We start from the raw sequence: 24708 nt of genomic DNA, 5'->3' as shown, positions 1-24708 counted from the left end.
CGCGGCCCGATCCTCCCCGTCCAGGGTTGCCGGCAGCGGCAACGTTTTTTCTCGCGGTAGACGGATGGCCGAGCAAGCAACCCAGCAACCCAGCGACAGCTACGTTCAATCTTTTGCGCGCGGCCTGTCCGTGATCCGGGCGTTCGGCCCGGATCGTTCCCAGATGACGCTGTCCGAGGTCGCGGCCGTGACCGGCCTGACCCGCGCCGGCGCGCGTCGCATCCTGCTGACGCTGGAGCACCTGGGCTACGTCACGGTCGAGGACCGCAAGTTCGCGCTGACCCCGCGCATCCTCGAACTGGGCTACGCCTACCTGTCGGGCACGCCGCTGTGGAACTTGGCGCTGCCCTACATGGAAGAAGTGGCCGAGCTGACGCGCGAGTCGTGCTCGGTGTCGGTGCTGGAGGGCGCCGACATCGTCTACATCCTGCGTCTGTCGACGCACAAGGTCATGACCATCAACCTGGCCGTGGGCAGCCGCCTGCCGGCCTGGGTGACGTCGATGGGCCGCGTGCTGCTGGCGGGCCTGCCCGCGGCCGAACTGGACCGGGTGCTGGCCATGAGCCAGATCCAGGCCTACACCAAGGACACCGTGACCGACATCGGCGCGCTCAAGGCCATCCTGGCCGGTGTGCGCGCCGACGGCTACGCCTGCGTGGCGCAGGAACTGGAACCGGGCCTGCAATCCGTGGCGGTGCCGATCGTCGACCGCAGCGGCCGCGTGATCGCCGCGATGAACGTCAGCGGCCATGCCAACCGCTTCTCGCGCGAGGAAATGCTGGCGACCTTCCTGCCGCCGCTGCGCCACGCCGCCGACCAGATCAACCACGCGCTGCTGCGCCGCTAGGCGGCGCGGGCGGGCGGAGTCGGGCAGGCTGGCGGACATGGCGGCCGGTCTCAGATCGGGGCGACGCCCAGCGTCGTGCCGCCGCACACATACAGCATCTGGCCGGTGACGAAGCCGTTGTCGGGCGACAGGAAGAACATGGCGGCGCGCGCCACGTCCTCGGGCGTGCCCAGGCGCTTGACCACGATGCTGTTGATGATGCGTTCGGTCTGCGGCGCGCCGGCCGGATTGCTCTTGGTGAACAGGTCGGTGGCGATGGGGCCGGGGCCGATGGCGTTGACGGTGATGCCGTCGCCGCCCAGTTCCATCGCAAGCGTGCGCGTCAGGCCGACCAGGCCGGCCTTGGTGGCCGAATAGACCACGCGGTCCGGCTTGCCCAGCGCGGCGCGCGACGACATGTTGACGATGCGGCCGAAGCCGGCCGCGCGCATCGCCGGCAGCGCGGCCTGCACCAGGATCAGCGCGGTGCGCAGATGCAGGTTGACCACGTAGTCCAGGTCGGCCAGGGTGGCCGTGTCGGCGGTGCCCGGGCGCGTGGCGCCGGCGTTGTTGACCAGGCCGACGATGTCGTAGGCCGCGGTCACTTCGGCGGCCACTTCCTTGGTGCGCGCCTCGTCGGTCAGGTCGGCCTGGTACGACACCAGCCCGGCCGGCGGATGCTCGGGCAGGCGGTAGTCGATGTTGACCACCTTGTGCCCGGCATCCAGCAGCATGCGGACGATGGCGGCGCCGATCCCGGCGCTGCCGCCGGTCACCAGATACGCGGTAGGTTTGCTCATCTCAGCTCCCAATTCAGTTCTCAATCGCGGCGTTCCCAGGAACTCCGCCCCTCAACGTTCCGTCTCCCCCAGCGAGGACACCGCCAGATCCGGCTCTGCCGGTCTGCAGGTGTCGCCCCCTTGAGGGGGCGCGCGCGAGCGCGTACGGGGTGGATCTCGTTCTCCGGTCTGCAGGTGTCGCCCCCTGGGGGGCGCGCGCAAGCGCGTACGGGGGGGCTTAATGCGTCAGATAGCCCCATGCCAGGACGGCGGTGATGTGGATCACGCCGACCCACAGCATCATGATGACCGTATAGCCCATCACGTCGCGCAGCTTGAGCTTGGACAGCGCCAGCGCCGGCAGGATCCAGAAGGGCTGCACCAGGTCGTTCCAGGCATTGCCCAGCATCACGGCCATGGTGGTCTGGTTGAGCGCGCTGCCGATCTCGCGGGCGGCGTCGATCATGAACGGGCCCTGGATGACCCAGTGGCCGCCGGCCGAGGGCGCGAAGAAGTTGATGACGAACGAGCTGATCAGGCCCCAGAACGGCAGCGAGGCCGGCGTGGCGACGTCCACGAACACCTTGGAGATGGTGGTCACCAGGCCCGAGGCGGCCATGATGGCCATGATGCCGGCGTAGAACGGGTATTGCAGGATGATGCCCGAGATCGTCTTGATGCCTTCGGTCAGCTTGGCCACGTAGGCGGCCGGCGTGCCCAGCAGGATGATGCCCAGGAACAGGATGATGAAGTTGATCAGGTTCAGGTCGAGCGAGCCGCCGTCGATGAAGTGGAAGGCGACGTAGGCCACGCCGAGCGCGCCGATCAGCAGGCTGAGGATGCGGCTGTTGTTCAGCTTGGAGGCGAGGGTGCCTTTCTCCAGCATGTCTTCGGCCGCATTGGACGCGTTGGCGTCGCGGTCGATGGCCGGATCCACTTCGACGATCTTCTCGCCTTTCTTCGGGTGCAGCCAGGCGTTCAGCAGCGGCAGCGTCACGATGATCACCAGGCTGGTGATCAGCATCGGCACCGAGAAGATGGTTTCCGTCAGCGGGATGATGCCCATCTGCTTGGCGGTCGGGTGGCCGGGGGTGGCCACCAGCACGGGGATGCTGGCCGACAGGCCCAGGCCGTACATGGTGAAACCGCTGTAGGCCGCGGCGATGATCAGCGGGTAGTGCACGCCCTTGACCTTCAGCGCCAGCTTCTTGGCGACGATGCCGCCGATGACCAGGCCGAAGCCCCAGTTCAGGTAGCTGCCGATGCCGCCCACCAGCGTGGCGACGATGATGGCGGTGTGCGGCTTGTGCACGTGGCTGACGATGCGGTTGAGCAGGCGGTCGGTCAGCGGCGCGGTGGCCAGCACGTAGCCCATGGCCAGGATCACGGCCATCTGGGTGGTGAACGCCAGCAGGCTCCAGAAGCCCTTGCCCCAGGCGCGGGTCACGTCGCCGATGCCCTGGCCTTCGATGCCCATGGCCAGCAGCACGGTGAGCAGGGTCAGCGCGATCGCGAAGACAAAGGGATCGGGCAGATACTTGCGCATCAGCTCAGTGAAAAAAGATGCCAATTTATTCATGGTGCCTCCTACGAACTCCGGTAAGGCGTATTGCTCTTGTGTCTTGCGCCGCCGTGCGCCGGATGTTGGCGCTTGGCGGATGGGACGGTCGGTTTCTTTGTGTGGTTGGGCTCGTGGCCCGCTGGCGCGTCGGAGGGATCGCCGCGCGCCTTATGGTGTAGGTATTCGGTCTTGCGCTTGCCGCGTCAGGAATCGCCGGCCTTGGCGTTGAGCCACGCGGCCAGCTCGCCCAGCGCCGCGCTTTTCTCGCGCAGCACCCGTTCGCGGCGCTCGGGGCTCCAGGCGTAGAAACCCTGGCCGCTCTTGGCGCCGAGCTGGCCGTTTTCCACCTTGCTCTTGAGCAGGTCGGACGGCTCGGTGCGGTTTTCCAGGTCTTTGTAGAGATAGCTGGCAATGGCGTAGTGGACGTCGATGCCGTTCATGTCGCGCTGTTCCAGCGGACCGGACAGCGCCAGGCGGATGCCCAGGCTCCACTTGACCACTTCGTCGATGTCCTCGGCGCTGGCCACGCCCTTTTCCAGCAGCGAGATGGCCTCGCGCGCCAGGGCGTGCTGGATGCGGTTGGCGATGAAGCCGGGAATGTCCTGGCGCACCAGCACCGGGCGCTTGCCGCCCAGGCGCAGCGTCGCCATGACGCGCGCCACGGTGTCTTCCGAGGTGGCGTCGTTGCGCACCACTTCGACCAGCGGGATGACGTCGGCGGGGGTGAAGAAGTGCGTGCCGACGAAGCGGTCGCGGCGCGTGACAGCACTGGCGATGGCATTGATCGACAGGCCCGAGGTGTTGGTGGCGAAGATCGCTTCGGGCTTGCACAGCGTGTCGAGCTGGGCGAACAGGCCGCGCTTGAGTTCCAGGTTCTCGGGCACCGCCTCGATGACGAGGTCACAGGCGGCGGCCGCGTCCAGGCCGGGCGCCATGCGGATGCGTTGCATCACGGCGGCGACCTGGCCGGGGGCGTAGACGTTCAACTGGCGTTCGATGACGGCGCGGGCGCGATCCAGGGCGCCTTCCATCGGATCGACCAGGACCACGTCCAATCCCTTCGAGGCGAAGAGCGCGGCGATGCCGCTGCCCATGGCGCCGGCGCCGATGACGGCCAGGTTCTGCAGGGGAGTATCCATGAGGGTTCGCTTGCCTTACGGGGCGCGCGCGGCGGGCGGCACAGGCGGAACCAGGGAACTGCGATCTGTCTCTTCCGTCGGTGTCTTCCTGTGCGCGGGCCAGAAAAATCGTTGTGTTCTATATGCGAACATTTGTGCGTATATAGAATTTCTGACGAAGATAGTACTAAAAGTTGCCGGGGGTGGACAAATGGCCGTTTTGGGGCGTTCGTCAGATGGACAGTGAGGAGCGTGCGCGAGGCCGCCTGCGAAGGCCGCGTCGCGTGCTGCATGGAAGGTCGAATCGATGGAATGGGGGCAAAGCGCGCGCCGGAGCGCGAGGCCCCGGCGCGGCTTTGCCCTCTTGTCTCACCCCGAGTTGCGCAACCCGGCGGCGATGCCGTTGATGGTCAGGTGGATCGCGCGTTGCACGCGTTCGTCGGCCTCGGCGGCGGGCGCCTTCTGCGCGGCGCGGTGGCGGCGGATCAGGTCGACCTGCAGGTAGTTGAGCGGGTCGATGTAGGCGAAGCGCTCGCGCAGCGAGGCCTGCAGCGCGGGGTTGTCGGCCAGCAGCTCGCGCCGGGTCAGCAGCTTGAGCATGGCCAGGGTGCGGGCGTGTTCGGCGCTGATCATGCCGAAGATCTTCTCGCGCAGCGCGCGCTGCGGCACCAACTGCGCATAGCGCGCGGCGATGGCCAGATCGGACTTGGCCAGCACCATCTCCATGTTGGACAGCAGGGTGCGGAAGGCCGGCCAGTCCCGCGCCATCTCGCGCAACTGGGCCAGGCGGCCGCGCTGCGAGCGCGGCGCCCCCGGCGCGCCGGTCTCCAGGTAGGCCTCGATGGCCGAGCCCATGCCGTACCAGCCGGTCAGCATCAGGCGGCATTGGGCCCAGGAAAAGCCCCAGGGAATGGCGCGCAGGTCTTCGATGCGCTGGCCCTTCTTGCGCGAGGCGGGGCGCGAGCCGATGTTCAGGCCGGCGATCTCGGCGATGGGGGTGGCGGCGAAGAAGTATTCGGCAAAGCGCGGCGTGTCATACACCAGGCCGCGGTAGCTGCGCTGCGCGGTCTCGGACATGAACGACATGGCCGGGCCGTGCTGCGCCATGTGCGCGTCTTCCGCGCTGGTGGCCTCGGCGCGCGGCGCCAGGCTGGATTCGAGCGTGGCGGCGACCAGCAGCTCCAGGTGCCAGCGGCCGACCTCGGCGTCCTTGTACTTGCTCTGGATGACTTCGCCCTGTTCGGTCAGGCGGATCTGGCCGGCCACCGTGCCCGGCGGCTGCGCCAGGATGGCGTCGAAGCTGGAGCCGCCGCCCCGGCCCACCGAGCCGCCGCGTCCATGGAACAGGCGCAGGCGCACGTGGCGGCTGGAGAAGACGTCCACCAGCGCGCGCTCGGCCTGGTACAGCGACCAGTTGGAGGTGAGAAAGCCGCCGTCCTTGTTGCTGTCCGAGTAGCCCAGCATGACTTCCTGGGCGCCGTTCTGGGCGCGCTTCACGCGCTCGCGGATCTCGGGCAGGTCGAGCCAGGCGGCCATGATGTCGGCGCCGCGCTGCAGGTCGGGGATGGTCTCGAACAGCGGCACCACCATCAGACCGTCTTCTGCCGGGATGTCCTGGCCGGCGGGCGCGATCAGGCCCGCTTCCTTTTGCAGCACCATCACTTCCAGCAGGTCGCTGAGCGTTTCGGTGTGCGAGACGATGGTCTGGCGCACGGCCTGCTTGCCATAGCGCTGGCGGCCGGCGGCGGCCGCGCGCAACACCGCCAGTTCGCGCGTGGTGTCTTCGCTGTAGGCGATCCAGGGCGAGGCCAGCGGCCGCGCCTGCGCCAGTTCGGCGCGCAGCAGGGCCACGCGCGCGTCTTCGTCCAGCGCCAGGTAGTCCAGCGGCTGGCCGTCACGGGTGGCGCCGGCGCGGCTGAACAGCTCGGCCAGTGCGCGCTCGTGCACGTCGGAGCTCTGGCGCAGGTCGACCGTGGCGAGATGGAAGCCGAACACCTCGACCGCTTGCTGCAGCCCTCCCAGGCGCAGTTTGCCGATGGGCGCGCCATGATGCGCGGACAGCGAGGCCGCGATGACGGCCAGGTCGGCGGAAAGCTCCTGCGGCGTGTCGTAGGGTTGCGCCGCGACCGTGCTGCGGCGCGCCAGGTTCTGGCCGGTCAGGCGCAGCGCGGTGGCGGCCAGGCGCGCGTAGACGCCGACCAGCGCGCGCCGGTAGGGCTCGTCGCTGCGATGCGGCGAGTCGTCGCCGCTGTGCTCGGCCAGTGCCAGCAGCGCCGGGTCGACCGCGATCAGCAGCGTGGTGATGGACAGCTCGGCGCCCAGCGCATGCACTTCCTGCAGGTAGTGCTCGAACAGTACGGTGGCCTGGCGCAGCAGCGCGCGTTCCAGCGTGCCGGCATCGACGTTCGGGTTGCCGTCGCGGTCGCCGCCGATCCAACTGCCCATGCGCAGGAAGGGTTCCAGCGGTGGCGGCGGCGCGCCGAACGGCTTGGCATCGCGGTTGAGCAGCTTGGACAGGTCGCCGTAGACGCGCGGGATGACCTGCAGGAAGGTGCTGCGGTAGTACGACAGCGCGTTCTCGATCTCGTCGGCCACCGTCAGGCGCGTGTAGCGCAGCATGCGGGTCTGCCACAGCGTGGCCACGCGGCCGAGCAGCGCGGCGTCGAGTTCGGCCAGTTCTTCCGGCGTCAGCGGGTTGTCGCGCTGGGACAGCGCGGCGGCGATCTCGCGATGCACGTCGAGCGTGCTCTTGCGCTGCACTTCGGTGGGGTGGGCGGTCAGCACCGGCATGACGCAGGCGTCGGCCAGCAGGCGGCGGATGCGCGCGGGCGTCACGCCGTGGCGGCCCAGGGTCTGCACCGCGTCGCGCAGGCTGCCGCGCGCGGGCGCGTCGCCGGCCAGGGCGCGGGCCCGCTGGCTGCGGTTCTGGTCGCGGTCCTCGGCGATGTTGGACAGGTGCAGGAAATAGCTGAAGGCGCGCGCCACCGAGTTGGGATCGCTGCCTTGCAACTGTTTGACGCGCTGCTCCAGCAGCTTGCCGTCGGCGGCATTGCCTTCGCGGCGGAACTTGACGGCGGTGCGGCGCAGGGTCTCGATGGTGTCGAAGACGCGTTTGCCTTCACATTCGGCGATGACCTCGCCAAGCAATCGGCCTAACAGCCGGATATCGTGACGCAAGGGTTCTGCGGGGTCGGACTGCGGGCGGGCGGCGTTCATCGGGCGGGAGATCCGTCGGGCTGCTGGAGAAAGGGAGGGGTCAGGTGATGCGCACTGCGGGGGAAGCCATGAATGAGAACGGCACCGATTTTACGCAGGCTTCCTTACGGGGAAGACGGCCGGCTGCGGTAAAGTCTGGCTCTATCCCTTAGTCTTTGCAGAAACCCCCTTTTATGCTGAACCACCAACGTCGCGCGCTCGTGCTGTTTTCGGGCGGACAGGATTCCACCACCTGCCTGGCCTGGGCGCTGGACCGCTATGCCCATGTGGAAACCGTGGCGTTCGACTATGGCCAGCGCCACCGCATCGAGCTGGATGCGCGCCTGAACGTGCTGCGCGAGATCCGCGCGCGCTTTCCGCAATGGGCGCCGCGCCTGGGCGAAGACCATCTGCTGGACCTGAAGGTGCTGGGCCAGGTGGGCGACACCGCCATGACCAGCGACCGCGCCATCGAGATGCAGGAAAATGGCTTGCCCAACACCTTCGTGCCGGGACGCAACCTGCTGTTCCTGACGCTGGCGGCGGCGCTGGGCTACCGGCGCCAACTGGACGTGCTGGTGGGCGGCATGTGCGAAACCGATTTTTCGGGCTATCCCGATTGCCGCGACGACACCATCAAGGCGCAGCAGGTGGCGCTGGGGTTGGGGTTGGGAAGCCGCGTCACCATCGAGACGCCGCTGATGTGGATCGACAAGTCGGAAACCTGGGCGCTGGCAAAGCAGTTGGGCGGCGACGCCTTGGTCGAGACCATCGTCGAGGAAAGCCACACCTGTTACCTGGGCGAGCGCGGCGCGCGCCATGCCTGGGGCTATGGCTGCGGCGAATGCCCGGCCTGCAAGCTGCGCCGCGCCGGCTGGGACAAATGGCAGGCTCAGGGCGCTGTTTGAGCCGTCCGCCCGCAACACCCCTTCATCAACGATCCCGCGCTTCTGACAGCGCCCGGCGGCCCGCCGCGGCGCGTTGCCGGCTCGCGCCGCAATGGCGTCGGATTGCGCCGGCACAGTAGCCGCGCGCATGTCGCTACGTTTCACTCATCGGTGAGTTTTATTTCGATATATTGAATTCCATTCATTTTTAGATGAATGGAATTCAATGATTTTCGACTTTACGCGGCAACAGGAAGGATTGAGCGCCCTTTTTTTGCGACCCTGTTCCAGGTATGGAGATGCAAAAAAACATTTCAATACCGTTCGATGGAAAGCGTTTTTATCCAGGGCTCAATCATCATGAATCGGTCGCGCATTATCCTTATTTTCGATAACGAATTCGCCAAGCAAGGCATCACCGATTCGCTCCAGCAGATCGGTTTCGTCCTGAACCCCGTATCGCTCCAGGAACCGGCGCCGGCGCGCCATGCCGGGGAAATCCAGGTGCATCTGTGCCTGCCGCGGGACCTGGACATCACGATCGGCCAACTGCGCGCGCGCTTCGCCCACTCGACCATCATCGCCATCCGCCACATCGAAAGCCCCGCGGTGCGGATCAACGCGCTGCTGGCCGGCGCGGATAGCTGCTATGGCGCGAACATCAGCTACAGCGAGGTGGCGGCGGCGATCCAGTCGGCGCAGCGCAAGCTGACCTTATGCCAGCCGCCCGCGGCCTCCGCGCCGCGCCGGCCGGACGTGGCGGCCGAGCCCCCCGCGGCGGAACAAAGCTGGCGCCTGTGCGACAACGAATGGACGCTTGTCTCGCCCGGCGGGGCGGCCGTCAATCTCACGCCCATGGAACGCGCGGTGCTCAAGGGCATGCACGGCCATCCCGAGCGCGTCATCCGCCGCGCGGGCTTCGCCGCCGCCAGCCTCGACATTGCCGGCAATGGCCGCGCGTTGGACCTGGTCATCAGCCGCCTCAAGCGTAAGGGCGCCGCCGCCGGCATGGCCATTCCGATCCGCAGCCTGCGCGGCAAGGGCTATGCATTCTCGGCCGCGCTGGTCCAGGATGGCGGCGGCGCGAGCCACGAACCCATGGTGATCCGCAAGGAAGGCGCCGTGTCGCCGCTGCTGGCAGCGATCCAGGGCGACCGCCTGCAGTTGCATTACCGGCCCATCGTCACCGCCGCGGATCTGGAAATCGTCGGCGCCGAAGCCCTGTTGCGATGGCGCGCGACGGGCGGCGAGACCATGGGCATCGATGGTCTGTTGCGCGAAGCTGGCGCCCCCGAGGCGGCGCAGGCCCTGATCAACTGGAGCCTTCAAGCCATCGCCCATGACCAGGCGCGCTGGCGGCAGGCGGCGCAAGGGCCGGCGCTGGCGGTGAACCTCAATATCTCGCCGCAGTGCTTTGCCCGCTGCGATGTCGTCGGCACAGTCCTGCGCGGTATCGCCGCGTGCGGCCTGGCGCCGGACGACATCCGCATCGAGCTCACTGAGGAAGCGGCGCTGCATGCGGGATCCGCCGATATCCGCTCCATGCTGGAGGCCTTCACCAGCCGCGGCATCCAGGTCTGGCTCGATGATTTTGGCAAGGGCTACAACAACCTCGAATGGCTGTCGACGCTGCCCCTGACCGGCTTGAAGCTGGACAAGTCCATCGTCTGGAATGCCGCGCGCCAGGCGGAGGCGCAGAAGGTGCTGGCCTCGATCTGTCAGCTTGCGCGGGACCTGGACATCGTCACCGTGGCCCAGGGCATCGAGACCGAGGCGCATTGCCGCGCCGCGCGCGAAGCCGGTTGCGACCTGCTGCAGGGTTTTCTGTTTTTCCGGCCCGGCACGGGCGATGAACTGGCCGCCGCGCTCGCCGAGCAGCGCTGGCGCCGCGCCGACATGGCGCGGGGCCGCGAGCGCGTGGCGCCGGCCGTGGCATTGCGAGATGGCGGCGCGCCGCTCAGCTCCGCGTCCGGGCAATGAAGCGCCATCGCAACGCCAGCGCCGCGGCCAGGATGGCCGTGGCCAAGCCCGCCGATATGCCCATCGCGGCGTGCGCGCCGTGCCGCTCGATCACGTAGGCATAGGCCACCGGCGCGGCGGCGGTCAGCAGGAAGCTGGGGATCAGCAGGGCGCCGACCAGCGCGCCGTAGCTGCGGAAGTCGAACAGCGCCAGCGGCAGCGTGCCGCGCGCGATGGTCAGCAGGCCGTTGCAGGCGCCGTAGAGCAAGGCATAGGCGGCCAAGGTGACAAGTTGGCCACCCGACAGCAGCGCCAGCACGAATCCCAGCGGCATCAGGGCGGCCACCGCCAGGGTCAGGGTCAAGGGGTGCAGGCGCGATCCCAGCGCGACGTCGGCCAGCCGCGAGGCGAATTGGCCCACGCCCCACAACGCGGCGACATTGACCGCCAGCGCCTTGGCCAGCCCCAGGCCCGACAGCAGCGGGATCAGGTGGGCGGCATTGCCGGCCGCCAGGAAGTTGGTGAGCATGGCGATCGCCGCGTACAGCAGGCCGGCCAGGCGCCGCTCCGACGCGTTGCGCGTCAGGCCCGCGCCACCCTGGCCGGCGGCTTGCACCGGCGCGGCGTAGCGTGCGCGCGGCAGCGCCAGGTAGAGGGGCACGGTCGCCAACGCCAGCGCCCCGTAGGCCAGCACGGCGCCGCGCCAGCCCAGCCAGCCCGACAGCGCATGGCCCACCGGCCACATGACGGTCGATGCGAGCCCGCCGAACAGCGTGATCTGCGACATCGGCCGCCGCGCCGTGGGGCCGGCGGCGCGCGCCAGCGAGGCGAATGCGGCGTCGTACAGACACAGCCGCATGCCCACGCCCAGCAGCGTCCAGGCGGCGAAATAGGCGGGCAGGCCGTGCGCGGCGGCCAGCGCGGCGCAGCCCGCCGCCGCCAGCGTGGCGCCGGCGGGCATGACCCGATGTCCGCCCCATTGGTCGATCGCGCGGCCGGCCAGCGGCGACACCAACGCCATGACCACGATGGCGCAGGAGAAGCCGCCGTAGAGGGTGGCCGGGTCCCACCCCAGGTCGGCGGCCATGTCCGGCCCCAGCGCGCCGATCAGGTAGAAGGTCACGCCCCAGCCGACCAGTTGCGTCAGCCCCAGGCAGACCACCGCGCGCGGCGGGATCATGGGCGTTGCGGCGGCGTGCTGTCGCCCTCGCCCAAGGCGCGCTGCATCAGCACGGTGTCACGCCATTCGCCATGCTTGTGGCCCACCGAGCGCAGCGTGCCCACCGGGTGAAAGCCCTGGCGCGCATGCACCGCCAGCGAGGCGGCATTGCGGCTGTCGCCCACCACCGCCAGCATCTGGCGCCAGCCGGCCGCGGTGCAGCGCTCGACCAGCCTGGCCAGCAGCCTGCCGCCGATGCCCAGGCCGGCGCGGCCGGCCTTGACGTAGACCGAATCCTCGACCGTGTGGCGGTAGGCCGGGCGCGGGCGGTAGGGGGTGACGTAGGCGTAGCCCACCACTTCGCCGTTGATCTCGGCCACCAGGTAGGGCATGTCTTTCTCCAGCACCCCGGCGCGTCGCTGGCGCATTTCCTGGATCGATGGCGGTTCCAGTTCGAATGACGCGGTGCCGTGCTCCACATGGTGCGCGTAGATGGCCTTGATGGCGGGCAGATCGGCATCCACGCTGTCGCGGATCAGGATGGTGGGGGCGGCGGGTTGCGGCATGGCGGGTTCGCGGTGGGAAGGAACGGACGGGTGAAAAACCAGTCGCCAGTGTGGCGCAAGCCCATGCATAAATAAAGCTTTGGTCTATTATGCTTTTTATAAGTAAAACTTTTGATTAGGCGGGGACGGAATGCCATGCGCGGACTCAATCTGGATGCCCTGCGCACCTTTGCGCAGGTGATCGAACTGGGCAGTTTCTCGGCCGCCGCCGAACGCGGCGGCATCACCCAGCCCGCCGTCAGCCTGCAGGTGCGCCAGCTCGAGCGCCGCTTCGGCCTGAAGCTGGTCGAGCGGGTCGGCCGCCGCGCCGGGCCCACCGCCGCCGGGCTGGAACTGCTGACCCACATCCGCGCCATCGACACCGCGCTGGCGCGGGCCGAGCAGGCCATGACGGCGCATGCTTCGCAAGTGACCGGGCGGGTGCGCCTGGGCACCGGCGCCACCGCCTGCACCTATCTGCTGCCGCCGCTGCTGGCCGGCCTGCGGCGGCGCTTTCCGGCGCTGGACGTGGTGGCCAGCACCGGCAATACCGCCGACATGCTGCGCGGCCTGGAGAACAACACGCTCGACATCGGCCTGGTGACGCTGCCCGCGCCCGGCCGCATGATCGAGGCCACGCCCGTGCTGGAAGACGAGTTCGTGGCGATCTTCCCGGCGCGCGGCCCGCTGGGAATGCCGGACGCCGTGACGCCGCAGGCGCTGGCGGCGCTGCCGCTGGTGCTGTTCGAGCCGGGCGCGCGCACCCGTGGCCTGGTGGATGACTGGTTCGACGCGGCAGGGGTGGCGGCCAAGCCGGTGATGGAGCTGGGCAGCACCGAGGCCATGAAGGAAATCGTGGCTGCCGGTCTGGCGTGCGCGGTGCTGCCGCGGCTGGCGGTCAGCGGCGCGGGCCAGCGCGCCAGCCTGGCGGTGCGTTCCCTGACGCCGCGCCTGGCGCGCACGCTGGCCGTGGTGGTGCGGCGCGACAAGCCGCTCAGCCGGGGGCTGCGGCACCTGCAGGAAGCGCTGCTGGCGTTGCGGACGTGAACGCGTAGGGGTGGAACACGTCCACCGGCAATTGGTTGCAGGCCTGGACGCAGTCGCGCACGGCCGCCATGTCGGTGAAATCCAGGCCGCTGGCGATGCCCTGCCGGTCCAGGTTCAGCGCCAGCGTCACCAGGTCGACGTTGCCGGTGCGCTCGCCGTTGCCGAACAGGCAGCCTTCGACGCGGTCGGCGCCGGCCAGCACCGCCAGTTCCGCCGAGGCCACCGCGGTGCCGCGGTCGTTGTGCGGATGCACGCTCAGCACGATGCTGTCGCGCCGCGCCAGGCGGCGGTGCATCCATTCGATCTGGTCGGCATAGACGTTGGCGGTGGTGCATTCCACCGTCGACGGCAGGTTGATGATCATCCTGTTTGCCGGCGTCGGGCGCCAGATCGCGCTGACGGCATCGCAGACCTCCAGCGCGAAGTCCAGCTCGGCCAGGCTGAAGGTCTCGGGGGAGTACTCGTAGATCCACTCCGTTTCCGGATGCGCGTCGGCCAGGGCGCGGATCTGGCGCGTGCCGGCCAGCGCGATCTCCTTGATCTCGGCGCGGCTCATGCCGAACACGATGCGGCGCCATTGCGGGGCGATCGGGTTGTACAGGTGCACGATGGCGCGGCGCGCGCCGCGCAGTGATTCGAACGTGCGTTCGATCAGGTCGGGCCGCGACTGGGTCAGGACCTCGATGGTGACGTCGTCGGGAATGCGGTTTTCCTCGATCAGTTTGCGCACGAAGTTGAAGTCGGTGTCGGAGGCCGATGGGAACGCGACTTCGATCTCTTTCAGGCCCACGGCCACCAATTGCTCGAAAAAGCGCAGCTTGCGCGCCGCGTCCATGGGCTCGATCAGCGCCTGGTTGCCGTCGCGCATGTCGGTGCTCATCCAGATCGGCGGCGCGCTCGGGCGGCGCGCGGGCCATTGGCGTTCGGCGTAGTCGCGGGAAAAGGGCTGGACGGGGCGGTACTTGTGTTGGGGATGGTCGAGCATGAAAACCTCCGGCCGCGCGGCGCGCGGCGTCTGGGGCCGCCGGTCTGCGGCGGCGGTCGGGCAAGGGAGGTGGCGGACGGGCCCGTCAGAGGGCCCGGGGCTGCCGGGCGGCCACGGGGCGCAAGGCCCGGCAACCGCGCGCTAGTCGTAGCGTCGGCAGGACGGCGGCCGCGGCGTGGGCGCGAAGGGCGCGGCAGCTCGGGACGAGGCGGGTATGGGCGTAAAGGCGCGGGCGCGGCGCGGCGGGGCGCGCGTTGGTGCAAAGGCGCCGGGTGTCCGGGACCGCGCGCGCGGCTGTGAGGGCGTCCGATTTCCCGGCCATGCGCGCGCGCCGGCCGCGCAAGGCGGCGCAGCGGGCGGCGGGGCAATGGCAGGCAAGAGGCATGATCGGAACGCGGACGACAGGGAAATCGACGGGATGGCGGGCAGGATAGGTACACTGGAAAAGACCGTCTACCGCCGGTTGGACATGAATCATCGAGAAATGGACAAGCCGAAATCGCCCGCCGCCTCCCGATCGCGCAAGCCCGCCGATCTGGACCTGTTTCCGTACGAGTCCTCGCTGCGCCCGGTGGCGGCCCTGGCGGTGGACTACGAGGACGGACATCGCGTGCGTCGCCACCGCCATCGCCGCTCGCAACTGGTGTACGCCATCTCGGGCGTGATGGTGGTGGATACCGACGCCGGTATCTGGGTGGTGCCGCCAACGCGCGGCGTTTGGGTGCCGGCCTGGGTCTCGCACGCCATCCGCATGAGCGGCGAACCGCGCATGCGCACGGTGTTCGTCGAGCCGGGCGCGGCCGCGCACCTGCCCACCGAATGCTGCGTGCTGTCGATCTCGCCGCTGTTGCGCGAGCTGATGGTGGCGGCCGCCGAGGTGCCGCTGGACTGGCAGCCCGGCACCCGCGACGGCCGCCTGATGATGCTGCTGCTGGACGAGCTGAAACAGGAGCCGGTGCTGCCGCTGCACCTGCCGCAGCCGTCCGAGCCGCGCCTGGCGCGCATCTGCCGCGCCATCGTGCGCCACCCCGAGCGCCAGGCGGGCGCGGCCGACTGGGCGCGGGAATTGGGGGTGGATCCCAAGACGGTGCACCGCCTGTTTCTGCGCCACACCGGCATGACCTTCGGCCGCTGGCGCCAGCAGGCGCGGCTGCTGGCGGCGATGGAGCGGCTGGCGCGCGGCGAGCGGGTGCTGGATGTGGCCCTGGATCTGGGCTACGACAGTCCCAGCGCGTTCGCGGCCATGTTCCGCAAGGCCTTGGGCGAGCCGCCCAGCGCCTTCGCCGCGCGCGGCACGGCGTCCGCCTGATGGCCGCGGCGCGGCCTCTGGGCGGCCTGCGGCCGCTGGCGGCCGGAACCAGCGTATTATTTACCGTTTTGCCGCCCACGCTAATCGCCTGAGACAAGATCATGCCGCACTACCGTTCCCGCACCTCGACCCACGGCCGCAACATGGCCGGCGCCCGCGCCCTGTGGCGCGCCACCGGCATGAAGGACGGAGACTTCGGCAAGCCGATCATCGCGGTGGTCAACTCGTTCACGCAGTTCGTGCCGGGCCACGTGCACCTGCGCGACCTGGGCGCGCTGGTCGCCAAGGAAATCGAGGCCGCCGGCGGCGTCGCCAAGGAATTCAACACCATCGCGGTCGATGACGGCATCGCGATGGGCCACGGCGGCATGCTGTACTCGCTGCCGTCGCGCGAACTGATCGCCGACTCGGTCGAATACATGGTCAACGCGCACTGCGCCGACGCCATGGTCTGCATCTCGAACTGCGACAAGATCACCCCGGGGATGCTGATGGCCGCGATGCGCCTGAACATTCCGGTGGTGTTCGTGTCCGGCGGTCCGATGGAAGCCGGCAAGGTCAAGTCGCCGACCGACGGCAAGGTGATCGCCAAGATCGACCTGATCGACGCCATGATCAAGGCCGCCGATCCCAACGTGTCTGATGCCGACGTGGCCGAAGTCGAGCGCAGCGCGTGTCCGACCTGCGGCTCCTGTTCCGGCATGTTCACCGCCAACTCGATGAACTGCCTGACCGAGGCCATCGGCCTGGCGCTGCCGGGCAACGGCACCATCGTCGCCACGCACGCCTGGCGCAAGGGCCTGTTCGAGCAGGCCGGCCGCCTGGTGGTGGACCTGTGCCGCCGCTACTACGTCGAGGAAGACGAATCGGTCCTGCCGCGCAACATCGCCACCAAGAGCGCGTTCCAGAACGCCATGGCGCTGGACGTGGCCATGGGCGGTTCCACCAACACCGTGCTGCACCTGCTGGCCGCCGCGCAGGAAGCCGGCGTCGACTTCACCATGGCCGACATCGACCGCATCTCGCGCAAGGTGCCGTGCCTGTGCAAGGCCGCGCCGGCCACCGATAAGTACCACATCGAAGACGTGCACCGCGCCGGCGGCATCCTCGGCATCCTGGGCGAACTGGCGCGCGCCGACCTGCTCGACCTGTCCTGCGGCAACGTGCACAGCGGCACGCTGGGCAACGCCATCGCACAATGGGACGTGGCCGGCGGCGCCGGCGAAGCGGCGCAGAAGTTCTATCGCGCCGCGCCCGGCGGCATCCCCACCACCGTGGCCTTCAGCCAGGACGCGACCTTCCTGACGCTGGACACCGATCGCAAGACCGGCTGCATCCGCAGCAAGGAAAATGCCTACTCCAAGGACGGCGGCCTGGCCGTGCTGTACGGCAACCTGGCCGAGAAGGGCTGCATCGTCAAGACTGCCGGCGTGGATGAATCGCAGTGGGTCTTCACCGGCCGCGCGCGCGTGTTCGAAAGCCAGGACGACGCTGTCGAAGGCATCCTGGGCGACAAGGTCGTGCCGGGCGACGTGGTGGTGATCCGCTACGAAGGCCCCAAGGGCGGCCCCGGCATGCAGGAAATGCTGTACCCCACGTCCTACCTGAAGTCCAAGGGCCTGGGCAAGACCTGCGCGCTGTTCACCGATGGCCGCTTCTCGGGCGGCTCGTCGGGCCTGGTGATCGGCCACGCCTCGCCCGAAGCGGCCGAGGGCGGCACCATCGGCCTGGTCGAAGACGGCGACACCATCGAGATCGACATCCCCAACCGCAAGATGCACCTGGCCGTGTCCGACGAGGAGCTGGCCCGCCGCCGCGCCGCGATGAACGCGCGCGCCGATGGCGGCTGGCTGCCGGTGGACCGCGAGCGCGTGGTGTCGCAGGCCTTGCAGGCCTACGCGGCGCTGGCCACCTCGGCCGACCGCGGCGCGGTGCGCGATCTGTCGCAGCTCAAGCAGAAGCGTTGATCGGCCGGCGGTCGATGCAGTGAAAAAGCGGCGCCGCGTGCGCCGCTTTTTTTTGGCGTGCGCTGCGCTGGCGGCAGCGCGCAGCAACATCCCGCCACTGCCGCTTTCGCCACCTCCCGCCTGACCGGGATCGCTGCCCGCGGTGGCCAGATAACCCTGTCATCGGCCGGGCCACCGCGACATTGCGTCAGCGGCGCGCTATAAAATTCCGCTACTTGTGATCCGGAGTCAAAAATGGCGCTCAATTCCGAAGCCCTGCGGTTGTTCCTGGGCGTGGTCGACGCCGGTTCGATGAGCGCCGCCGCCGAGATGCTGGGCCAGACCGCCTCCGGCGTCAGCCGAGGCCTGTCGCGCCTGGAGGAAGACCTGGGCGTGACGCTGCTGAACCGCACCACGCGGCGCATGGAGCTGACCGCCGAAGGCGCGCATTTCCTGCACAAGGCGCGCCAGATCGTGCAGTCGCTGGAAGAAGCCGAGGAATGCATGCGCATCGTCAACCAGCAGCCGGCCGGCCGCCTGCGCGTCGACGCCTCGGTGCCGGTGATGCTGCATTGCGTGGTGCCGCATGTGGCCGACTTTCGCCGCGAGTATCCGGCGATCTCGCTGGAGCTGACCAGCAACGACCGCATCGTCGACCTGATCGAGCACCGCACCGACGTGGCTCTGCGCATGGGGCCGTTGAACGATTCCACGCTGCATGCGCGGCCAATGCGACCGCGTCCGCGCTGGCTGATGGCCAGCCCCGAATACCTGGCGCGGCGCGGCGTGCCGCGCACCGTCGAGGATCTTGCCGGGCACGAACTGCTGGGCTTCACCCAGCCGGAAAGCCTGAACGTCTGGCCGCTGCGCCACGCGGGCGGCTCGACCTACCTGGCCACGCCCACGCTGGCCACGTCCAGCGGCGAAACCCAGCGCCACCTGGCGCTGCGCGGCGTGGGCATCGCCTGCCTGTCGGACTTCGTGTCGCGCGACGATCTGATCGAAGGGCGGCTGGTGCGCATCATGGAAGACCTGCACACCGACTACCTGCAGCCGATGCACGCGGTGTACTACCGCAATACGCAGCTATCGCGGCGCATCGCCTGCTTCCTGGATTTCTTCGCCAGTCGGTTGTGAAGCGGGGCGCCCCGCGCGGCCGAGGACGGTCCGCGCGAGACGCCTGGCGCGTTGCCACGGGCTTTAGCCGTGCAGCGCCCGGCCGAAGGCCGCCAGCACCGATTCGTGCAGCGTCTCCGACAGCGTCGGATGCGCGAACACGCTGTGCATCAGGTCTTCCTCGGTGGCCTCCAGCGCCGCCGCCACGCCGTAGCCGGCGATCAGCTCTGACGCCTCCGGGTGGATGATGTGCGCGCCCAGCAGCTCGCCGGTCTTGGCGTCGAACACGGTCTTCACCAGCCCCTGGTCCTCGCCCATCGCGATGGCCTTGCCGTTGCCGACGAAGGTGAACCTGCCGACGCGGATCTCGCCGCCCGTCGCCTTGGCGTGCTCGCGGGCGCGGGCCTCGGTCATGCCGATGCTGGCGACCTGCGGATGCGAATAGGTGCACGCCGGAATGCGCAGCGGGTCGAGCGCGTGCGCTGGCAGGCCGGCAATGGCCTCCACGCACAGCACCGCCTCGTGGCTGGCCTTGTGCGCCAGCCACGGCGCGCCGGCCACGTCGCCAATGGCGTAGACGCCCGGTTCCGCCGTGCGGCTCAGGCCATCCGTGACGATGTGGGTCTTCTCCACCTTCACGCGGGTCTGCTCCAGGCCCAGGTTCTCGACGTTGCCGACGATGCCGGCCGCGACGATGACGCGCTCGACCTCCAGCTCGATCTGCTTGCCCTGTTGCTCCAGCACGGCCTTGACGCCGGTGGCCGTCAGGCTGGACGACTTGACCGCGCACTGGGTCAGCACGCGGATGCCTTGCTTTTCGAACGCCTTGCGCGCCAGCGCGGAGATCTCGGCGTCTTCCTGCGGCAGGATCTCGGCGGTCATGTCGATCAGCGTCACCTGCGCGCCGACCGCGCGGTAGAAGCTGGCGAACTCGGCGCCGATCGCGCCCGCGCCCACCACCAGCAGCGACTTGGGCAGCGCCGGCGGCGTCAGCGCCTGGCGATAGGTCCAGACGCGTTCGCCCACCGGCAGCGCCGGCAGCTCGCGCGCCCGCGCGCCGGTGGCCAGGATGATGTGGCGCGCCGACAGCGTGGCGCCGTTGTCGAGCGCGACGCGGCCGCCGCCGGCCAGCCGGGCGCTGGCGGCGAACACCGTCACGCCGTTTTTCTTCATCAGGTGCGTGACGCCCTGGCCCAGGCGGCCGGCGACCTTGCGCGAGCGCGCCACCATCGCGGCCAGGTCGGGCTGGGCCGCGCCGGCGCCGGTCACGCCGTACTGCTCGGCCTCGCGGCAGGCGCGCAGCACGGTGGCGCTGTGCAGCAGCGCCTTGGTCGGGATGCAGCCCCAGTTCAGGCAGATGCCGCCGAGTTCGGCGCGTTCCACCAGCGCGGTCGACAGGCCCAGTTGCGCCGCGCGGATGGCGGCCACGTAGCCGCCGGGGCCGCCGCCCACCACCACCAGGTCAAACGAAGTCTTGGTCATGGCGGGGCTCACAGCAGGATGCGCACGGGGGCTTCGATCAGCGCGCGGAAGGCGGCCAGCCAGCGCGCGCCGACGGCGCCGTCCACCACGCGGTGGTCGGCCGACAGCGTCACGGTCATGACGGTGGCTGCCTTCAGGTCGCCATTGTCGTCCACCACCGGGCGGCGTTCGGCCGCGCCCACCGCCAGGATCGCGGCCTGCGGCGGGTTGATGATGGCGGCGAACTGCTTGATGCCGTACATGCCCAGGTTGCTCACCGTCAGCGAGCCGCCGGTGAATTCCTCGGGCTTCAGGCGATTGACCTTGGCGCGGCCGGCCAGCTCGACGATCTCGGCGGCGATGGCGGACAGCGGCTTGACGTCGGCGTCGCGCACGATGGGCGTGACCAGGCCGCCGTCGGTGGCCACGGCCACGCTGATGTCGGCGCCGGCATGGAATTCGATGGCGTCCTCGTGCCAGCTGGCGTTGACCTCGGGCACCTCGCGCAGCGCCAGCGCGGCGGCGCGCACGATGAAGTCATTGACCGACAGCTTGACCGCGCCGCCCTGGTTGGCCTGGGCGCGCAGGGCCAGCAGCGCGTCCATGCGGCAGTCCACCGTCAGGTAGAAGTGCGGCACCTGCTGCTTGCTTTCGGTCAGGCGGCGGGCGATGGCGCGGCGCATGCCGGAATGCGGCACGCGGCGGCCGGCGGCGCGGCTGGCCTGCGGCGCGGCGGCAACGGGGGCGCGGTCGCGCGCGGCCTCGACGTCGCGGCGCACGATGCGGCCGCGCGGGCCGGTGCCCTGCACGTCGAGCAGGTTGACGTGCCATTGCGCGGCCAGGCGGCGCGCCAGCGGGCTGGCGAAGCGGCGCGTGCCGGGCGTGGGGGCGTCGGCAGTGGCGTCGCGCGCGGCGGGCGCGGCCGTCGAAGACGCGGTCGTCGGCGTAGCCGCGGCATATGTCGCCGCGGCCGGCGCTGCGGCAGGCTGTGCCACGGCCGGCTGGGCCGCTGCCTGCGCGCCGTGTTCCGCCAGCGCCTTGTCGATCGCGCTGGCGTCCTCGCCCGGCGCCAGCAGCACGCCGATCACGGTGTTGATCGGCACCGACGCCGGACCGGCCTGCACCACGATGCGGCCCAAGACGCCCGCCTGTTCGGCGTTGATCTCGACGATTGCCTTCTCGGTTTCGATTTCCGCCAGCGCCTCGCCCACGGCGACCGTGTCGCCTTCCTGCTTGAGCCATTGGTGCAGCGTGCCGGCGTCGGCATCGGCCGCGACGGAGGGGAGCTTGATAAGGTGTGCCACGTGTAGTTCGTCCTATTCTGTGCGCACGGCCAGGTCGGGCCGGTAGGCCGCCGGGTCGTCGTATTCGACCAGTTCCAGCACATTGCCTTCGGGGTCGCGGAAGAAGGCCAGCCAGGTGCCGGGCCGCACTTCCATCGGCGCCGGATCGCTGTCGAAGACCACGCCGCGCGCCCGCAGGCGCTCGACGGTGCCGGCCAGGTCATGCACGATGAAGGTCAGGTAGGCGCTGCCCTGGCGGTCCAGGATGGCGGCGCCTCGCACCGCCGGCTCCGGCGCCCTGGCCGGCTGCAGCAGCTTGATGCGCTCGCCATACGAGGTCTGCAGGCGCGCCACGTCGTAGCCATGCGGTGTCAGGCCGGTGGCGCTGGCCTTGTCGGCCGGCACGCTGACCCGGTTCACCAGCGTCAGGCCGACCACCTCGGTGTAGAACGCCAGCAGCGCGTCCAGGTCGGCGCAGCAGATGCCGACCTCCATTGGGACGCTCATGCGCAGGGCGGCGCTCATGCGCGTTCTCCCAGGTCGGCCAGCACGTCGTTCAGGCCGGCGATGACTTCCTCGGTGTCGGCGAAGGCCGCGCGTTCCAGCACCTTGGAGATGCTGGGCGAGGCTTCGCCGCCGGTGACGCGCTTGACTGGCTGGTCGAGCCAGTCGAAGTAGCGGCGCTGGATCTCGTCGGCCAGCATGGCGCCGTACGAGGTGCCGCGCGCGCCCTGTTCGACGATCAGCACGTTGTTGGTCTTCTGGATGCTGGCGCCGATGGTGTCCCAGTCGAGGTTGGCGCGGTCCAGCGTGCGCAGGTCGATCACCTCCGCATCCACGCCGGTTGCTTCCGCCGCCTTGAGCGCGCGGCTGACCATCGACAGGTAGGTCAGCACCGTGACCTTGGAGCCGGCGCGGCGCACGCGCGCCTTGCCGAACGGAATGGCGTAGTCCAGGTCGCCGTCGGGAACCTCGCCCGACGAGGCGTAGAGATCGACGTGCTCGATCACCAGCACCGGGTCCTTGGAGGCCAGGGCGGTGTTCATCAGGCCGATGTACTCATACGGCGTGGACGGCGCGACGATACGCCAGCCCGGCGCGGTGGCGAACACGCCGGCCGGGTCCATCGAGTGCTGCGAGCCGTAGCCCGTGCCCATCGCGACCTTGGTGCGCAGCACGAACGGCACGTCGATGTCGCCGCCGAACATGTGGCGGGCCTTGCCGATCTGGTTGAAGATCTGGTCGGCCGCGACCCACATGAAGTCGGGGTACATGAATTCCACCACCGGCTTGTAGCGGCCGTCCATGGCCAGGCCGCCGCCCAGGCCGGCGAAGGCGTTCTCGGAGATCGGCGTGCCCAGCACGCGATCGGGGTACTTGTCCTTCAGGCCGCGCGTGGCGCCGTTGGTGCCGCCCTTCAGGCGGTGCACGTCCTCGCCCAGCACCACCACGCCGGGGTCGGTCTCCATGCGGCGGTCGAGCACGTCGGCCACCGCGTCCACGAACTTGCGCTCGGCGCGGGCGCCGGCGTAGTCGGCGGCGTCCTGGTAGCGCAGGCCGGCCAGTTCCGAGCCGTCGCTGCGCAGGCCCACGTCGCGGAAGTCGGGGCGCGGCCACAGGTCGGCGCGCACGCGGCGCTTGCCGCCGTCGGCGGCCTCGGTCAGCCGGCCCGACACGTCCTTCATCACGTCCTTGCAGCGCTGGCGCAGGGCGTCGACCTCGGCCTGGGTGATCAACTGGCGGCCGATCATCTCGGCGGCGATCTTGTCGAGCGGGTCGCGGCGGCGCCATTGCGCTTCCTCTTCCTTGCTGCGGTAGCCGAAGGCGCTGCCGGGGAAGGGGCCGTTCTGGTGGAAGAAGCGGTAGACGTCCACCTCGATGATGGTGGGGCCGTTGCCGGCGCGCATGTGCGCCACGGCTTCCGACATGGCCAGGTGCACGGCCAGCGGATCCATGCCATCGACCTGCCAGGCCGGGATGTTGAAGGCCTGGCCACGGGCCGACAGGCGCGGCTCGGCGGTCGATTCCTCCACCGTAGTGGACACGGCGTAGCGGTTGTTTTCGATGAAGAAGCACAGCGGCGTCTTCCACGCGGCGGTCAGGTTCATCGTCTCGAGCACCGAGCCGATGTTGACGGCGCCGTCGCCGAAGTACGTCACGGCCACGCGGTCGGTGCCGGCGTGCCGGTGGGCCCAGGCCGCGCCGGCCGCCAGCGGCACGCCGCCGCCGACGATGGCGTTGGTGCCGAGCGCGCCGGCTTCCAGCCAGCGCAGGTGCATGCTGCCGCCACGGCCGCGGCAGTAGCCTTGCGCCAGGCCCATGATCTCGGCCAGCGTCTTGTGCAGCACTTCGTCGATGGCAGGCGTCAGCGGGTTGCGCGGATCCAGGCCCAGCGGCGCGACGTGTTGTAGCGCTTTGGCCAGGAACTGGTGATGGCCGCGGTGCGAGCCGTTGATCTGGTCGCCGGCGCCGAGCGCCAGCACCGAGCCGACGGCGCCGCCTTCCTGGCCCACCGACGAGTGGGCGGGGCCGTGCACCAGGCCTTCGGCGGCCAGGTCCAGCACCGCTTCCTCGAAGGCGCGGATCCAGTGCAGTTGCGTCAGCATGGTGGCCAGCAGCGCCGGGTCGGCCTGTTGCCAGTCCGAGGCCTCGACCGTCAGTTGCCGCCAGGGCGCCTGGGAACCAAGCGGTTGGTAGGTGGCCATGAGTGAATCTCCAGAATGTAGGTAAGCGGTCAGAGGTAGCTGTAGCGGCTCCAGCCGCCATCGGCCACCAGGGTGTGTCCGGTGATGTAGGCGGCCTGGCTGGACGCCAGGAACACCGCCAGGTCGGCCATTTCGGCCGGTTGCGCCAGGCGCCGCAGCGGCGTGCGCTGCTTGAGGCGTTCGGGGTCGAGGCGGCCGCGCGCGGCCAGGTCGCGCACCAGGTCGGTCTCGACGTAGCCGGGCGCCAGCGCGTTCACGCGCACGCCCGCCGGGCCCCATTCCACCGCCAGGGTCTCGGTCAGCAGCACCACCGCGCCCTTGGTGGCGCAATAGGCGGCGCGGTCGGGCGCGGCCACCACGCCGTACATCGAGGCCAGGTTGATGATGCAGCCGTCGCCCTTGGGCACCATGCGGCGGCCGGCGGCCTGGGCGCACAGGAAAACGCCGGTCAGGTTGATGTCGACGGCGCGGCGCCATTCCTCGGGGGTGACTTCCAGCGACGGCTTGTTGGCCGAGATGCCGGCGTTGTTGACCAGCACGTCGATGCCGCCCCAGGCCTGCTCGACCTGGGCGAAGGCGCGTTCGACCGCCTCGGCGTCGGTGACCGAGGCCTGCGCGGCCAGCGCTTGGCCGCCGGCCGCGCGCAGCCCGGCCACGGCCGCGTCCAGCGCTACCGGGTCCATGTCCAGCAGCGCCACCCGCGCGCCCTGGCGCACGAACGCCTCGGCCGTGGCGTAGCCGATGCCTTTGGCGCCGCCGGTGATCACCACGTTCTTGCCGCGCAGATCGGCGTGGCGTACTTCAGGGGTATTGTCCAAGTGCTTGCC

19 protein-coding genes are annotated in these 24708 nt (G+C 69.5%); 7 read left to right on the top strand and 12 right to left on the bottom strand.

Annotated features, from left to right (window positions below):
- Positions 1-64: 64 nt before the first annotated feature.
- Positions 65-847 carry an IclR family transcriptional regulator gene (locus tag AAID08_RS26340; RefSeq protein ID WP_144655653.1) on the top strand — a complete coding sequence of 261 codons (783 nt, stop codon included), beginning with the start codon at positions 65-67 and terminating at the stop codon, positions 845-847.
- A gap of 50 nt (positions 848-897) precedes the next feature.
- Here AAID08_RS26340 and AAID08_RS26335 read toward each other — a convergent pair whose 3' ends face one another.
- The 4 genes from AAID08_RS26335 to ppc all read right to left on the bottom strand — a co-directional run bounded on the left by AAID08_RS26335 (position 898) and on the right by ppc (position 7500).
- On the bottom strand, positions 898-1626 hold the full coding sequence (locus AAID08_RS26335) for an SDR family NAD(P)-dependent oxidoreductase (protein WP_024070575.1): 729 nt from the start codon (positions 1624-1626) through the stop codon (positions 898-900).
- Between the two features lie 217 nt (positions 1627-1843).
- Complete coding sequence (locus AAID08_RS26330; RefSeq protein WP_049076597.1) at positions 1844-3184, bottom strand: short-chain fatty acid transporter; 1341 nt, start codon at positions 3182-3184, stop codon at positions 1844-1846.
- Positions 3185-3369: 185 nt separating this feature from the next.
- Entirely contained in the window at positions 3370-4305 is a 936-nt protein-coding gene (locus AAID08_RS26325) for a 3-hydroxyacyl-CoA dehydrogenase family protein (RefSeq protein ID WP_049076596.1), read from the bottom strand.
- Positions 4306-4653: 348 nt separating this feature from the next.
- Positions 4654-7500, bottom strand: coding sequence for a phosphoenolpyruvate carboxylase (gene ppc / locus AAID08_RS26320; RefSeq protein ID WP_395757115.1), 2847 nt, complete (start codon positions 7498-7500; stop codon positions 4654-4656).
- A 173-nt stretch (positions 7501-7673) separates the two neighbouring features.
- Here ppc and queC point away from each other — a divergent pair, with 173 nt between their 5' ends.
- Both queC and AAID08_RS26310 read left to right on the top strand, forming a co-directional pair.
- Positions 7674-8387: a 7-cyano-7-deazaguanine synthase QueC gene (gene queC, locus AAID08_RS26315; protein ID WP_054500494.1), complete on the top strand. Its 714-nt coding sequence runs from the start codon at positions 7674-7676 to the stop codon at positions 8385-8387.
- A 195-nt stretch (positions 8388-8582) separates the two neighbouring features.
- The gene (locus AAID08_RS26310; protein ID WP_395757114.1) at positions 8583-10346 is read left to right on the top strand and encodes an EAL domain-containing protein; all 1764 of its coding nucleotides are present in this window, start codon (positions 8583-8585) and stop codon (positions 10344-10346) included.
- Here the strand turns inward: AAID08_RS26310 and AAID08_RS26305 are convergent.
- Positions 10324-11505, bottom strand: coding sequence for an MFS transporter (locus AAID08_RS26305; protein WP_064527355.1), 1182 nt, complete (start codon positions 11503-11505; stop codon positions 10324-10326). The genes AAID08_RS26310 and AAID08_RS26305 overlap by 23 nt on opposite strands.
- Positions 11502-12050: a GNAT family N-acetyltransferase gene (locus AAID08_RS26300; protein WP_054419410.1), complete on the bottom strand. Its 549-nt coding sequence runs from the start codon at positions 12048-12050 to the stop codon at positions 11502-11504. Before AAID08_RS26300 ends, AAID08_RS26305 begins: the two co-directional genes overlap by 4 nt.
- Positions 12051-12185: 135 nt before the next feature.
- On the opposite strand from AAID08_RS26300, the gene AAID08_RS26295 reads away from it, so the two are divergent.
- Positions 12186-13076 carry a LysR family transcriptional regulator gene (locus AAID08_RS26295; protein ID WP_054419409.1) on the top strand — a complete coding sequence of 297 codons (891 nt, stop codon included), beginning with the start codon at positions 12186-12188 and terminating at the stop codon, positions 13074-13076.
- Here the strand turns inward: AAID08_RS26295 and AAID08_RS26290 are convergent.
- The gene (locus AAID08_RS26290; protein WP_049076587.1) at positions 13024-14061 is read right to left on the bottom strand and encodes a 2-isopropylmalate synthase; all 1038 of its coding nucleotides are present in this window, start codon (positions 14059-14061) and stop codon (positions 13024-13026) included. The genes AAID08_RS26295 and AAID08_RS26290 overlap by 53 nt on opposite strands.
- A gap of 469 nt (positions 14062-14530) precedes the next feature.
- Between AAID08_RS26290 and AAID08_RS26285 the strand changes: the two genes are divergently transcribed.
- The 3 genes from AAID08_RS26285 (at position 14531) to AAID08_RS26275 (ending at position 18453) form a co-directional block, all read left to right on the top strand.
- On the top strand, positions 14531-15370 hold the full coding sequence (locus AAID08_RS26285) for a helix-turn-helix domain-containing protein (RefSeq protein WP_049076586.1): 840 nt from the start codon (positions 14531-14533) through the stop codon (positions 15368-15370).
- 101 nt (positions 15371-15471) lie between these two features.
- Positions 15472-17337: a dihydroxy-acid dehydratase gene (gene ilvD, locus AAID08_RS26280; RefSeq protein WP_049076584.1), complete on the top strand. Its 1866-nt coding sequence runs from the start codon at positions 15472-15474 to the stop codon at positions 17335-17337.
- Between the two features lie 234 nt (positions 17338-17571).
- Positions 17572-18453, top strand: a complete 882-nt coding sequence (locus AAID08_RS26275) for a LysR family transcriptional regulator (RefSeq protein ID WP_054500498.1) — start codon at positions 17572-17574, stop codon at positions 18451-18453.
- Between the two features lie 63 nt (positions 18454-18516).
- Here AAID08_RS26275 and lpdA read toward each other — a convergent pair whose 3' ends face one another.
- Genes lpdA through AAID08_RS26250 form a run of 5 tightly spaced genes read right to left on the bottom strand, consistent with a single transcriptional unit; the run spans position 18517 to position 24699 of the window.
- Positions 18517-19914, bottom strand: coding sequence for a dihydrolipoyl dehydrogenase (gene lpdA / locus AAID08_RS26270; protein WP_395757113.1), 1398 nt, complete (start codon positions 19912-19914; stop codon positions 18517-18519).
- A gap of 8 nt (positions 19915-19922) precedes the next feature.
- Positions 19923-21197 carry a pyruvate dehydrogenase complex dihydrolipoamide acetyltransferase gene (locus AAID08_RS26265; RefSeq protein ID WP_175166999.1) on the bottom strand — a complete coding sequence of 425 codons (1275 nt, stop codon included), beginning with the start codon at positions 21195-21197 and terminating at the stop codon, positions 19923-19925.
- Between the two features lie 12 nt (positions 21198-21209).
- Positions 21210-21701 carry a VOC family protein gene (locus tag AAID08_RS26260; protein WP_343718907.1) on the bottom strand — a complete coding sequence of 164 codons (492 nt, stop codon included), beginning with the start codon at positions 21699-21701 and terminating at the stop codon, positions 21210-21212.
- Positions 21698-23881: a thiamine pyrophosphate-dependent enzyme gene (locus AAID08_RS26255; protein ID WP_395757112.1), complete on the bottom strand. Its 2184-nt coding sequence runs from the start codon at positions 23879-23881 to the stop codon at positions 21698-21700. The genes AAID08_RS26260 and AAID08_RS26255 overlap by 4 nt, the downstream gene beginning before the upstream one ends.
- 29 nt (positions 23882-23910) lie before the next feature.
- Positions 23911-24699 carry an SDR family NAD(P)-dependent oxidoreductase gene (locus tag AAID08_RS26250; protein ID WP_054500503.1) on the bottom strand — a complete coding sequence of 263 codons (789 nt, stop codon included), beginning with the start codon at positions 24697-24699 and terminating at the stop codon, positions 23911-23913.
- Positions 24700-24708: the final 9 nt, after the last annotated feature.

The sequence above is a fragment of the Achromobacter sp. EB05 genome, from assembly GCF_044232075.1.
Classification (GTDB): Bacteria; Pseudomonadota; Gammaproteobacteria; order Burkholderiales; family Burkholderiaceae_B; genus Achromobacter; species Achromobacter dolens.
This window is presented reverse-complemented; position numbering and strand designations above follow the sequence as displayed.